This window comes from Pantoea sp. MBLJ3 (genome assembly GCF_000816655.1).
GTDB classification, from domain to species: domain Bacteria; phylum Pseudomonadota; class Gammaproteobacteria; order Enterobacterales; family Enterobacteriaceae; genus Pantoea; species Pantoea eucalypti.
On sequence record NZ_JSUT01000029.1, the window covers coordinates 583,292 to 597,438 of the forward strand.

Here is a 14,147-nt window from a genome sequence, read left to right on the forward strand (position 1 = left end):
TGGAGACCGCTTTAAAACTGGCGGCCGATCATCCAGCAGAACAACCTGGATTTTAACGGATACTTTTGGCGTCAACGCTTTACGTCCCTGGTATTTCCGTACGGGAAGCGGGTGAGGGTAAAGTCGAACTCAAGGCGGGTGAGCATATATCAATTCAGCATTGGGGAAAAACCGGATGGCACGCCAGTCATTCTGGTATTCAGGTCGCAGAGAAGAGAGCCGGGTGTTTGTACTTCTGGTTAATGAATTGCCAGCTACGTTTAGGATTTTAAATGCCGCGCACGGAACAGAGCTAAAATTCAGTCAGACCCGTAAGCATCCCTTACCCTTAAGGCTGAATCACCTTACCCTGCTCATCAAGCAGATCCGTCAGGAGTGCCGTGCCATCGCTCCCCACCCGGAAGGCTCCGAAACGGGCTTGCGCAAAACGCTCGCCATGGCCTTCCTGAAAGAAATAAGCGTTAGTGCCGACGGTCAGCGAACCATAATGTTGATGGTATTTCACCCGCAGCTGATTTGGTTGCAGAGGTTCACCCTGATCAAACCGGGCCTGAGTCGCATGACGCTGTGCATCGAGATCCACAATCAGGGTTCCGCTGGTGGGCAGGCATGGCGCTGACAGTGTCGCACCGCAGGCCTCAGCCTGTTGATACAACATCACCTCCAGCGGTCGGGTAAGGGCATAATTCAGTGCCATGTAGTCGCCCTGCATCAGGGATCGAGGGTCAACCGGCGCAAGGGGTAGAATCATGACCGCACCCTGTTTCAGCAACTGCTCTTTTTGCCAGATGCTGACATTGACGGCCACCAGCGCCAGCGCTATTACTGCGCCTGCCAGCCATCGGCTCTGTTTACGCATTCTCACGGGCACCTCCAATCTGTGCAGGCAACACTTTTTTGACTCCCCATGCCAGCCCCAGTAAAACCAGACCGCCCGCCAGCAGCAGCAGGGATTTTTGCAACAGCGTCACTTCCATGAAGTAATACCAGCCAATGACGTACAGAACTAAGAAACCGCTACTGACCACCAGCAATCCCGGACTTCCCTGATAACGCGCCATCAGAATCAGCCACAAGCCCAGCCCGATACCCGGTGCGAAAAGAGCAGCAGCACCGCAGATCAGGGCCACGGGCAGTGTGATTATCGAAAACAGCGGCTGGCCGTTCCTTCTCTGACTGAGCACACTCAGCATTAAACCTGCCGCGATCCCTGTGCCCATAGCAGACTGAAGCGTAGCAAACTGCGCAGCGGACCAGAACAAATCCGTGATAAACGCCGCGTTTATTCCCAGGAAACTCAGCATCATCAGACCAGCCGGTATGCCATACAGCAGGGGATGTAGCGCGTCAGCATATGGCCCAGCCTGTAACCTCAGTTGTTGGCTGACAATCCCTAGCCACAAAAATATGACCGCCGCCACCAGTATGGAAACAGCAAAGTGACCCGCCATCGGCGACAGGGTCAGCCGGGCCAGTGAATAGCCCGCCAGCACCAGAAAAAAGGTCATGGCCGTGATGGCCATAAAACGGTAGGTGCGGTCAGGCATCGACACGGCCATCACGGCAAGAATCGGCAAGGCACACAATGAACCAGACATCATAAAGCTGAAGTCACTGCTCTGGATTTGCAGCAGAGCGCCGAAGATCAGCCCGCACGTTGCCGCAATAGCCCACGCCAGCCCGAGGTGATGTTTACCATCACGCTCATTGCGTAACAGGCCTCGCGCAATGACGGCGAGCAGCAGTGAAGGAAGAATAAGGGTGGCAGAATTCGGATCGTCGAGTAAGTCAGCGGCATAGAGCACCAGCGCCATCAGTAACAGAATGATGATGGCTGCGATCCAGCCTCCGACACTCAGCGCGAGCCTCAGATACCAGGGCAGATCCGATGCGTGACCGCGTTGCTTAATTTCCTCAATCTGTGAGGCGCTCAGCAAACCCTGCTGACGCAAGGTGCTTGTCAGTGAGGTCAGCCTGGCAGAAACCAGATCGATTGGCCCCTTTTCAGCTAGTTTGCGTTGCCAGTTCAGCAGGATAGAACCATTTACCAATACCCAGAAAATCATCAGTGCACCGGTCAGAAACAGGTCACCCGTATCATAGGCCAGCAGGAAAAGCTGCATGATCAGCGCGCAGCCCACAACGGTCAGACTGGCAACACCCAGCGTCAGCATGCAAAGGTCCACGTAGCGATAACGGTACAGGTAATAGCCTGCCAGCAGGGTGATCATCCAACTGACCGTGACAGACGTAACGTGGTTAGCCCCTTCCCAGTCAGAAAGATTTCCGGCCACGATGGTGGTCAGCAGCAACAGTAAAAATCCTGCCATAACGCGTGATAACCAGCGGCTTGCCAGCCAGCTTTTAGGGCGATGGGTAATCGCCCGCCAGGCCAGCGCTTCCCGGATAAGCAGGCAGGCTGCCAGCAGTGCAAGATAACTGTACAGCACAGCCGTTGGAAGCCGTGTAAAGCTGTCAGACACAGCGACATCCAGCAGTGAGCTCGGCAACGTCATGTAATAGAGCTGGAATGCCAGGTTAGCGATCAGCCAGTTGCAAAACCACAGGCTGTTCTGCCGGGCAATCAGCGCCAGCGGCAAAAGAACACATAACCAGGCCCTGAAGAGCTCCCAGCTGTCAGCTCCGGTCTGGTAAATCTGCCCGTAGAGTGCAAACAGGGCGCCGAACCCTAAACCTGCCGCCAGCAATGCGCTGCGAGCCAGCGTGCTATACCATCGCCACCAGACCAATACTGAGAGCGCGGCGATCAGCAGTTCAGTCAGGGCGAATTTCGCCATCTTCGGCAGCCAGGCCCAGTTCCAGGCAACAAAGAACACCGCGCCAGCAACCAGTGACAGCAATCCCAGACAGCACAGAACCGGGATAAGAAACTGTCGCCACTGAGTATCTGATGGCCTGATACCACAAAAAGCATAGATACGCAGGCAGGTCTCCGGCGTCAGGCTGCCGCCTTTTACCAGACCAGCGATCTGACGGCATAGATATGCTGCCGTCCGTGACGGCATCCCGGTTATGCCATCAGGTGCAATCTCCCTCATACTTTCCCTGCCTCTGCTTGCGGTGTGACTTTGATGATGACGTTAACCACTGCTTTTCCCTGCGATCAATCCATGAGTTGCTCTGCTGAGCAGCAGATAAGTTTGCTGCACAAATGTAAACATCTTTTCCGGGATATAACAGTGTAAATCAAAGGCGAAAGGTGAACTCTGCGCGATCCACCGCATTCTTATGATCATGAGTATCGCAGACCAGAAACATCTGCGTTTACCGATGTAAAAATCCGGACCGTTATGTCTGAACAGACAGATTCATCCCACTTTCTCATCGGTGTACCTATATCGGCATCGACTTCACCGGCGTTGGGCTGGATGTATATGAGAACGTCAAAGGATTTTTCCCGCAGGTGAAGGAGTTTGTCTATAACCCGAATGTTAAGAACACCCTGGTGCTGAAGGCTTACGACACCATCGCCAGCGGGCGGCTGGAGTTTGACGCCAGCCACCTCGACATTGCGCAGTCGTTTATGTCTATCCGCAAGGCCACCACGGCCAGCGGCAACCGTCCGACCTATGAAACCAGCCGCAGCGAAGAAGTCAGCCACGGCGATTTAGCCTGGGCGACCATGCACGCGCTGGCAAACGAGCCGCTGCAGGGACAGGCGGCACACACGCAGAACATTGTGGAGATTTATTAATGAGCAAACGCAGGAACCGCACCCGCACGCAGCCCGTGCCGCAGCCGGATAACATGACCAGCGGGGCAGCGTCGGAGGCGTTTACCTTTGGCGACCCGATCCCGGTGCTGGACCGCCGCGAACTGCTGGACTACGTGGAGTGCGTCATCAATGATTGCTGGTATGAACCGCCCGTGAGCGTTGACGGGCTGGCGCGCACGTTCCGCGCCGCCGTGCATCACAGCTCACCCATCAGCGTAAAGTGCAATATTCTGGCGAGTACCTTTATCCCGCATCGGCTGCTGAGTCAGCAGGCGTTTAGCCGCTTTGCGCTGGATTACCTGATTTTCGGCAATGCCTACCTGGAGAAGCGGACCAGCCGCCTCGGTAACGTGCTGAAGCTGGAGCCGTCGCTGGCAAAGTTCACCCGGCGCGGCCTCGACCTTGATACCTACTGGTACGCGCACTATGGCATCAACACGGAGCCGTATGAGTTCGAGAAGGGGAGCGTGTTTCATCTGATGGAGCCGGATATCAATCAGGAGATTTACGGTCTACCGGGTTACCTGTCGGCTATCCCGTCGGCGCTGCTGAATGAGTCGGCCACGCTGTTCCGCCGCAAGTATTACCTTAACGGCAGCCATGCGGGTTTCATCATGTATATGACCGACCCGGCGCAGAGCCAGCAGGACGTGGACAATATCCGCGGTGCCATGAAAAGCGCAAAGGGTCCTGGCAACTTCCGTAACCTGTTTATGTACAGCCCTAACGGTAAAAAGGACGGCATCCAGATCATCCCGCTGTCAGAGGTGGCGGCAAAGGATGAGTTCCTGAACATTAAAAACGTGAGCCGAGACGACATGCTGGCCGTGCATCGTGTGCCACCGCAGCTGATGGGGATCATCCCCAGCAACACCGGCGGGTTCGGTGATGTGGAAAAGGCCAGCAAAGTGTTTGTACGTAATGAATTAATACCATTACAAAAGCGTTTTGAAGAATTGAATGATTGGATCGGTGAAGAAATTATAACATTTGAAGAATACAACCTTTGAAAAATGAGAGGCTAACGCCTCTCATTATCTTATTTGTTATAGAGATCAACTTTATAGCGATCAACCCTCATTTTATTTATTAGGCTTTCATAAGAAATCATCGTAAGAGCCCATTTTACGCTCCATGTGATTTTTTCATAGTCGGCATTGCTTCCATATAATTTACTAAACTGTAAGGCAGATTCAACAACATAGTAAGATTGTGCACCGGCTGAGTTTTTAAAGGCGTCGTAATAGTCTTGTATGCTAGTTTGAGTCAATCTATCTATATCCTTATTACCCCATCCCCTTAGCTCATGGAGTCGTATAAGCAGTTCCGATAAAGTCTCGGGTTTTTCCTCCTCGGTTGAATAGTAAGCATCATTAAATGCGTCAATTAAATCACCATCTTTTAACTTTCTATTTAACTCTCTGCTATTTATGTTGAAGAGTTCTCTTTCATCCTTTCTATTATCAATGTAAAAATCAATCGCTTCTTTAGCTTCAGCATGCTTATTGAATTCTTTTAAAAATTCAACAAGTGAATCTAAATTTCCTGGGGAAATGGCTTTGCAGTTTAGTTTGAAGCTATTAATTAGCCCATCTAAAACTTCTTTTTCGTTGTTATCAAAAGAGTTATGGAATAGTCCCCAAGCTTCAGAGAAAGCATCTCTGGACTTTCCTTTTACTACGATTTTGTTCTTTTCATGAATAACGTTCTGAAAGTCACTATCTGTTACATAACCATGCTTAACGAGATTAATTATTTCTTTATCTACATCATCCGTAGATATGTATCCATAGTCAGATATTATCTTCTTCCAAGCCAGCTTCTTAGGGTCATCATCTTCGTTTTGATTTCCGAAGCCATACAGAAAAAACTCATCACTTGAAATAAAAGTTAAGGAAGGTACTTCCTCGTCATCACTAAAAGCATAAAAGCACCAAGAGAAAAGAACTACTGATGCCATTGCCTCTTCGAGGAGAGAAGGGGTGCTGCTAACAAAATATGGAAATATAATATCAATGCTTCTTTCAATTTTCTTTAGGATTCTTATATTTCTTATTTTAAGCTTTTGAGTAAATTCAGATAGTTTTCCATGAAAACCTTTACTCCCTTCGTAAGCTATGGCTGCGCTTTCTTCGGGTGATGGTTTAAATAATAGCTCTATGTCAAGAACCTTCTCCTTATATGTATTAAACTCTTTAGTTTCTGGCGTTCCATCATTTAAAAGTAATATCACCTTACACTGTTTATGCTCTTTCAATAAAGAAACTAATCCTAGAACATCCTTTAAACTCAGACCTGCTCCTTTTCTTTCTAAGTCATCTATACAAATTATAGTTTTGCTTAGATTCATGAATGCCAGACTTTCTAAAACAGGAGTGATGTTTTTTGCCAAAGGCGTGCCCTTTAATATTCCTCCGGCAATCTTTCCATAACCTTTTAGGACTCCGGTTGTATTTTCTTTTAAAGTTGATAAGCTCGGCTCAGTACCTATCAAATCTAGGGATATTGAGTTTTCAAATAAAGAATATTTAAGTGTTTCAAGGTTATTAATTCCAAAAAGAGAAACGTAAGTATAGGCAGGTAAATTAATTATTTTGTCATCACGGGCTCTTTTCAAAAAAGAGTTCCAGCTGTAGGTTTTACCTACCCCCCACTGCCCCTTGATGGCCATAACTTCAGGAGTTTCAGAGTTTAGGAATTTGCGTATTTGTTCTTCGATCAAAAGCTTAGACATTGCACATCCTCTTTTCGGTCCTTTAACACTTCATCTTGCATGTCGCGTTGCAGGTTGTCACCATTACATATAGCGCGCGCTCGTAGCCCCGCCACGCCTGCCCGCTTTAGGTAGTGGTTTTCATGCACCTGCATGACATAAGCAAAAGCCCGCCAGTAGTGGCGGGGCGGAGGGCTAACGATCCTTTTGGGATCATGCGGATTCATGCAGCATAGGCATGCACATGGCTAAAGCGCGCTGAGATCACTCAAAACTTCGACAACTCTGAGGAATGGCCGTTCGCGTGAAGGTGTTCGATCACTCTTTCCTTAACGATACTAAGCCATTGCGTTGCTGTCATATCCCATCTGTCCGGTGCAAAGTCATACCTGTACCGGTCGGAAAAAACCTTTAGGCCATCAGATTCCTGTTCAAAATCCTGAATATTAGCCAGTAGCATTCTCAGATTGAAAGGGTTGGAAGTGGCAAGATATTCATTTAGCAGGTTATCAAAATCACAATCAGGGTCGAAAATATCACAATCCTGACCATAATACGCCACAACGAGATTATCCATCTCGCAAGATTTAGTCATATCAGTATCCATATAACTCCTTATGGCGTAGGAAACGCAGTAACAAGATAATATTGCTTACCATTGAAAGTCGTGGGCCTGATGACTATTCGGACACCATAGGCTTTCTTAACCTCTGTCGCCCCCCGCTCAATGTATGTACCGATCGGAAAATTAGACTTGTGCGCATAAACAAGCGTCGTGCGTGCATGTGAATACTTCAAAGCATACTCAATCTGTGTTCTTTTAACAGATAGCACTTCAGATATGACCAGCTCTGCCTGCCTGAGATTTTTGAAGCTACTAGATACATGGGGCGCGCGGGGTTATGAAAAACGGGCAATCAGTTGTTCCGGTGTCCTTACTACGTACCGCGCAATCGTATGTCCCAGCACTCCGCCCTCATGCTCAGTCAGCCTGATACGGCCAGAATACACCGAAGCAACTCTTGCAGCACCCGCGGCTGAGGCGAAAATAAAGGGTACGGCAAGATCAACGGTTACCCCTACTTTGTAAGCTGTAGCATAATCCGCCCCTAACTCACCCGCCGCAATTTCAGCTACTACGGTGCCTTCGCCAGCGCGTTTCCCCAGGGTTTGCCGGTGGGTATCGGCTCGGGTTTGCTTTTTACAGGCAGGCAGGGGGATGCGCTGACCTTCGCGACCATCACCGATCGCGGACCGAATGCCGACTCGCCTGATAGGGGTAAGAAAGAGTCAAAAATTTTTGTCACGCCAGATTTCGCTCCATTGCTGATGAATATTCGTGTACAGAACGGCAAAGCCGAAGCCACGGATGCCCGACCGTTGCATGACGATAAGGGCAACATTAACGGATTGCCGTTGCAGGATGGCGTCATCAGAGCAACCAATGAAATCGCATTAAGCGATACGCTGAAAGTCCTGCAGGGTGATAACCGCGGTCTGGATACAGAAGGCATTGGGCCGGATGGGAAGGGCGGATACTGGCTGTGCGATGAGTATGGCCCGTTCCTGATTAACGTTGATGAGCACGGTAAAATTCTGGCGATGCATGGGCCTCAGGCAGCCGACGGTGAAAAATCTATCGCGGGCGGTCTGCCGAATATACTCAAATGGCGTCAGCCTAATCGTGGCTTTGAGGGGATCACCCGCATGCCAGATGGGCGAATCATCGCTGCGGTGCAGAGCACACTGGATATCGACGGCAAAAGTAAAAAGCAGGCGCGCTTTACACGGCTGGTTAGCTTCGATCCAGCGACCGGAAAAACCGCGATGTATGGTTACCCTATCGACGGCGAGGCTTACAGTAAAAACAGTGATGCAAAAATTGGCGATATCGTGGCGATCGACAATCAGCATCTTCTGCTGATAGAGCAAGGCACCAACAAAAATGACGCAATGCGTAACCTTGTCTACAAGGTAGATTTGCGTCCGGCTACCGAGCTTTCAGCATTTGATAAGCCTGGCGACGGAGTTCGACGACGAGAAAACGCTGGCGCAGCGCGGTATTAAGCTCGCAGCGAAATCGCTGGTGGTCGATTTACGTCAACTCGGCTGGCAGCAGGAAAAGGCCGAAGGACTGGCATTGATCGATAATAGAATGCTGGCGGTCACGAATGATAACGACTTCGGTGTGAAAGCAGTCATGCAAAATCCGGTTGAAGGCAAGAAGCGCAAAGATTATCGGGTGACGGATCAGGGGACACTGACGGTAGATGATAAGCCGGTGGCCACGACAATCGGCCTGAAGCCGCTGAAGAAACCTGAGGTGGATAGCGAGTTGTGGATCGTAACACTGGCGGAACCGCTTAAATAAACGATATCCCTAACCCGGGCTGTGTTCCTTAATTGCATCACCTGCTGTAAAAGAGCCGGATGTAACAGCCCGATTTTAACACCGACAGATATTTCCCGGCCGTTTTGTCACAAGGTGTGGCAGTCCGCTAGTCATTTCTTACCATTCAAATGTTTCTCTGATGCTTTGCGGCGTTAATCTTCATGGGCGAATCCTGGGCGCTGGCCGAAACAGAGTAACTTGCAATTGCGAGCGCACTACGGCCATCGGTGAACCTGATGGCATCAGAAAAGTGGTCGTTTGCTGATCGTGCGTTTAGTCATCTCAATTTCTCCTGTTAATGATGCTTCCTTCGTTATGTATCCCCTGTATCCCCCCGCTTATCAGCGTATGAAGATGAAAAATTTTGAAAACGGCGTTCCTTCAGAAATTTTCAAAAGGGTAATGCCTGCAATTGCCATTCTGGAAATAACGTTATTTTTCATTTAGTTGAACTGTGATCTTGATGGCTATTATTTATTGTTACATTATAACGTAACTGAAAATGTCGCATATTTGAACCCTTTCTTTAATCTGTCGTCTCAGGACCAGTGGGTAACTGACTGATTTTAAGAATTTAAGGACGAGGTGCATCATAATGTTTCAAAGGCAGTGGCTAAAGCAATTTTACATGCCAGCATTCATTTCTTTTTATATTGGTGTCTTATTAAACACGCCTGTTTTTATCCGCCGTTATAATCAACTGCATTTTGATAATAAACTTGCGTTAACTTTCGAAGTTATAGCCGCCTTCTTTTTTGTTATGTCATTAACGCTGCTGATTTCCCTGACAGGAAAAATTCTGACACGCGTACTCCTGACGTTACTTGTTATTTTTTCAAGTGCTGCCAGTTACTACATGATATTTTATAACGTTGATATTGGTTATGGCATTATTGCTGCCGTTTTAGCAACTGACTCCTTAGATCTTTCAAAAGAGTCTGTTGGATGGCATTTTATTATCTGGTTAATCTTAGTTAGCATCCCGCCCCTGTGGGCAGTCTGGCGCGGAACGCGTACGCTTCCTGCTTCAAAAAATACAAAAAAGCGCAACTGGTATTGCAGAAGTGCTGTATTTTTCATCGCCGCTTTATGCTTCTGGCTGCCCTTAAATGTCATGGGAAAACTTCAGAACGAACAGGATAAAAAAACCAATCGAATGATGGCGAGTTATGGCGGCATTGTTGCAGGTACTTATTCTCCATCTAACTGGTTGTCAGGCATCGGATTGCTGGCATACAGCTCGATCAGTCAGGCTGAAGATAATCATAATCTTTTCGATCCTTACGAACATTTCCGATATGTTGCACCAAAAAAATCAGATGACTTATATATTGTGTTCATTATTGGTGAGAGCGCCCGGCGTGATCATATGGGGTTATACGGTTATGCCCGCGATAATACGCCTTATCTCGATCGTGAAAAAAATCTGGTTCACCTGCAGGGTTACTCATGTGATACCTCGACCAAGCTCTCGCTCCGCTGCATGTTTGTCAGAATGGGAGGCGCATCCGAAGCACCACAGCGCACCTTAAAAGAGATGAACGTATTTACGGTAATGAAAAAGCAAGGTTTTACTGAAGACTTATACTCTATGCAAAGTGAGGCATGGTTTTATAACAAGGTCATGGCGGACAGTTACTCGCTCAGGGAATCTATTCAGGCCGAGAAACGTCACACCGGTCAGCCGGTGGATGATATGGCTCTGGTGAGTGAATTAAAGGATTCAATACAGCAGCATCCTAAAGGAAAACATATCGTCATTCTGCATACGAAAGGCTCACATTACATGTATACAGAGCGTTATCCGCGCGAATTTGCACGTTTTAAACCTGAATGTCAGGGGATCGATGATGCCTGCAGTACACGGGAGATGGTGAATTCTTATGATAATAGTCTGCTATATATGGACTACTTTATTAAACAGACACTCGATACCCTGAGAGATAAAAATGCTATCGTTTTCTACGCATCAGACCACGGTGAGTCGATTTCTGAGAATATGCATTTTCATGGTACACCACGCGATCACGCACCCTTAGCCCAGCGCACTATTCCTGTGATGGTCTGGGCTTCTGACAAATTCCTTGAGGATAAAGATAACAACGCCTCTTTTGAAAAATTAAGACAACTGCAGGACAAAAAAACACCGGTATTTCATGAAAAGCTATTTGACAGCATTTTAGGTTGCTCTGGATTTACATCACCTGATGGCGGTATTAATCCGTTAAGAAACTGGTGTTCCCATTCGCAGTAAAAGGGTGGTCAGCGCTTATGAGATCTGACTAAAAATGAAATCATTACGAAAAGGTGAACTGAATACTTTTCATTTCACCTTTTTTTTACCTGCACTCACACTGTTCGTACTCCCGCTGATCGCCGACTCCACCAGGATTCAGAAGCGTCATCTTTCTCAGACTGCCTTTGTCCGTCATCCCTGCATCAGCATGCTTCAACACAGCCAGCCAGGAAATATCCCGATTACTGTGCTGCCGATCGCGTTATCAGCCATGGCAGCTAAGCTTAGTTGACAATCACCCGGCCGGAAGAGAGTCCACTTCCGGACGCAAGCAGGAGAAGATCATGAAAGCAGTAATCTACAACGGTCCCTATGACGTAAAAGTTAAAGACGTACCTGATGCGAAAATTGTTCGTCCTACAGATGTCCTTGTCCGCATTACCACCACTAACATCTGTGGGTCTGACCTGCACATGTATGAGGGCCGGACCAGCTTTGAGCAGGGACGTATTCTGGGGCACGAAAACATGGGTGAGGTGGTTGAAATTGGCTCGGGTGTTGAGCGTATTAAGGTCGGTGACTATGTCTGTCTGCCGTTCAATATCGGATGCGGTTTTTGCGAGAATTGTGAAAAAGGTCTGACGGGATATTGCCTTACCGCCAATCCAGGTACCGCGGGAGCGGCCTATGGGTTTGCTGAAATGGGCTCCTGGGAAGGCGGCCAGGCGGAACTGCTTCGGGTTCCTTTTGCAGACTTTAACTGCCTCGTGCTACCGCCTGACGCAGCAGAAAAAGAAGATGACTATGTGATGCTTTCGGACATTTTCCCTACTGGCTGGCATGCAACAGAACTTGCCGGATTAAAGCCTGGCGAAAGCGTTGCCATTTATGGCGCGGGGCCGGTGGGTTTGATGGCTGCACACTCAGCCATCATAAAAGGGGCTTCACAGGTATTTGTTGTGGATACACATAAAGATCGTTTAGCGCTGGCAGAGAAACTGGGGGCAACGGCCATCAATGCCGTTGGTGATGAAGCCGTACAAAAAATTCTTGACCTGACGGACGGGCGTGGCACCGACTGTGGCTGTGAATGTGTGGGTTATCAGTGCTGTAACAAACATGGCCATGAAGACAATTCAGTCACCATGAACAGTCTCGTTGCGTCAACGAAAGCAACCGGGGGAATCGGTGTCGTTGGCGTATTTGTCCCTCAGGATCCGGGAGCTTCTTCGGACCTTGCCAAAGAAGGTAAGATGCCCTTTGATTTCGGGAGTTTCTGGTTTAAAGGACAGGCAATCCGCACCGGTCAGGCTAATGTCAAAGCCTATAATCGTCAGTTGTCACGCCTGATTCATCAAGGTAAAGCCAGCCCGGGAGACATAATCTCACACCGTCTTTCGCTTGCAGAAGCGCCTGCGGGATATAAGCATTTTGACGACCGCGATGAAGGATGGACGAAGGTTATACTGAAGCCATAACATAAGTTGGCCGGTAAGCAAAAATCGTAGAAATGCTGAAGTGCCGACGGGATACCATTGCGTATCCCGTCATTATTTTGCTCTGTTTCAGCAAGCCACCCTGCCTCTTGTCAGCCACTTATTAAACAGGCATTCCGTTCTGTTCTTTGTCATAACATCACATCATGTCATGTAGCCCTCTAATGCTTCTGTATTCTGCTTTAAAAGAGACGGGCACCTCAAAACCGGGAGAAGGGGCAGGCCTTTCATGAAATCATCTGCACACAATGCCGCTACATTAAACAATAGAAAATTTAACGATTTATCTCGCTTATATAAGCTGTGATATGGCCGATAACATGACTGTTATTTATTTTTTCTCACCGGGAGCCGTCATGTTAGGTAAATTATTCAGAAAATCACCCTCCGCCGCAGAGGTCATTTCATCCACAGTGCCTGAAGTGTTAATTGAAGAGTTCCAGCCACGTAGTCAGCTACCCGAACGTCTGGACAGCTTTTTGGCCCTGCTGCCAGAAGTGTTATGGATATGTGAGGGTAAAGACATCAACGAGAGCACGCCGCTATGGATTTCATCGGCAGCGTCGTTAGGTTTGTCACGCGGAAGCAGTAATACCATGACGCTCTCAGCGCTCTGTTCCCTTGTTCATGAAGAAGATAAAAGCCATTTCAGGCATCTTTTACGAAACACGCAGGCCCCTGTTTCTCGCGACGTAAAGCAAAAATGCCGTTTTAAGACAGCGGGCGGAAGTTACGAGTGGTTTCAGGTGGCTGTAAAACGTGAGCGCAGCCCGGACAGCCAGAGTCAAAGACTGACTGGAATGTTGCTGAACATTAACGATGATGTTGCGCACGAAAGTGAATACGACATCGCCATGACCCGTTTCAACCTGTCACGTGAAATGCTGAATGACGGCCTATGGGATCTTCAGATTATCAATGGTGACCCTTTACATCCGAAAAATGTGTTCTGGTGGTCTCCACAGTTCAGGAAACTGCTCGGATTCGAAACTGTTGAAGAGTTTCCTGATGTGATTGACAGCTGGGCTTCGCGTCTTCACCCGGACGACAGCCATCACACGCTGGATGCCTTTATAAAACACCTTAACGATCATTCAGGCGCAACAGGTTATGACGTTGACTACCGCGTCAAACTCAAAAACGGCAATTACCGATGGTTCCGGGCCCGCGGTCAGACCCGACGCGACAAAGACGGCGTACCTTTGCGGGCGGTCGGGGCCCTGATTGATATCCAGACACTGAAAGACCGGGAAGCTCAGGCTGAGCATGAACGTCAACGAAGACATGAGGCTGCAGCGTCTGTCAGTGAAATTGCTGATTTGGTCTCCGAAAATGCAAATATCGCTGCTCAGATCAAACTCATCTCATTGAACGCCAGCATTGAGGCCGCAAGAGCAGGGGTACAGGGGCGGGGCTTTTCCGTTATTGCCAGTGAAATTCGCGAACTGGCGGACAGAACCGCTGAGATAACCGAAAACATTAGCCGCCTGCAGGTCCGGCTGGAGGCTCTGTCGCATTAAGGAGCCGTCAGGTAACATGCTGTTTTTTTTGTAATGTTGCCGAATATGTCCTTG

Annotated in this window: 8 protein-coding genes and 3 pseudogenes; 6 read left to right on the top strand and 5 right to left on the bottom strand. The window is 48.5% G+C overall.

Annotated elements, in window-relative coordinates:
• Positions 1-328: 328 nt before the first annotated feature.
• Entirely contained in the window at positions 329-859 is a 531-nt protein-coding gene (locus tag NP77_RS21965; protein ID WP_008924438.1) for a GDYXXLXY domain-containing protein, read from the bottom strand.
• Positions 852-3,059, bottom strand: coding sequence for a DUF4401 domain-containing protein (locus NP77_RS21970; protein ID WP_039661784.1), 2,208 nt, complete (start codon positions 3,057-3,059; stop codon positions 852-854). Before NP77_RS21970 ends, NP77_RS21965 begins: the two co-directional genes overlap by 8 nt.
• 284 nt (positions 3,060-3,343) lie before the next feature.
• Here NP77_RS21970 and NP77_RS21975 point away from each other — a divergent pair.
• Positions 3,344-3,715 (top strand): annotated as a pseudogene (locus NP77_RS21975) (oxidoreductase); the annotation flags it as partial.
• Positions 3,715-4,746, top strand: coding sequence for a phage portal protein (locus NP77_RS21980; RefSeq protein ID WP_039661788.1), 1,032 nt, complete (start codon positions 3,715-3,717; stop codon positions 4,744-4,746). The pseudogene NP77_RS21975 and the gene NP77_RS21980, both read left to right, overlap by 1 nt.
• Positions 4,747-4,775: 29 nt before the next feature.
• On the opposite strand, the gene NP77_RS21985 is transcribed toward NP77_RS21980, so the two are convergent.
• From NP77_RS21985 to NP77_RS23910, 3 genes and pseudogenes are all read right to left on the bottom strand, one after another.
• Positions 4,776-6,470, bottom strand: coding sequence for a hypothetical protein (locus NP77_RS21985; RefSeq protein WP_039661790.1), 1,695 nt, complete (start codon positions 6,468-6,470; stop codon positions 4,776-4,778).
• A gap of 247 nt (positions 6,471-6,717) precedes the next feature.
• Entirely contained in the window at positions 6,718-7,056 is a 339-nt protein-coding gene (locus tag NP77_RS21990) for a contact-dependent growth inhibition system immunity protein (RefSeq protein WP_039661792.1), read from the bottom strand.
• Positions 7,057-7,064: 8 nt separating this feature from the next.
• Positions 7,065-7,325 (bottom strand): annotated as a pseudogene (locus NP77_RS23910) (RNase A-like domain-containing protein); the annotation flags it as partial.
• A 255-nt stretch (positions 7,326-7,580) separates the two neighbouring features.
• On the opposite strand from NP77_RS23910, the pseudogene NP77_RS21995 reads away from it, so the two are divergent.
• The 4 genes and pseudogenes from NP77_RS21995 to NP77_RS24015 all read left to right on the top strand — a co-directional run.
• Positions 7,581-8,820 (top strand): annotated as a pseudogene (locus NP77_RS21995) (esterase-like activity of phytase family protein); the annotation flags it as partial.
• A gap of 616 nt (positions 8,821-9,436) precedes the next feature.
• Positions 9,437-11,095 carry a kdo(2)-lipid A phosphoethanolamine 7''-transferase gene (gene eptB, locus NP77_RS22005; RefSeq protein WP_039661796.1) on the top strand — a complete coding sequence of 553 codons (1,659 nt, stop codon included), beginning with the start codon at positions 9,437-9,439 and terminating at the stop codon, positions 11,093-11,095.
• Positions 11,096-11,421: 326 nt separating this feature from the next.
• Positions 11,422-12,555, top strand: coding sequence for a glutathione-independent formaldehyde dehydrogenase (locus tag NP77_RS22015; RefSeq protein WP_008924432.1), 1,134 nt, complete (start codon positions 11,422-11,424; stop codon positions 12,553-12,555).
• Between the two features lie 374 nt (positions 12,556-12,929).
• A complete protein-coding gene (locus NP77_RS24015; protein ID WP_039661883.1) occupies positions 12,930-14,093 on the top strand; it encodes a PAS domain-containing protein in 1,164 nt (387 codons plus the stop codon).
• The last annotated feature ends 54 nt before the right edge of the window (positions 14,094-14,147 follow it).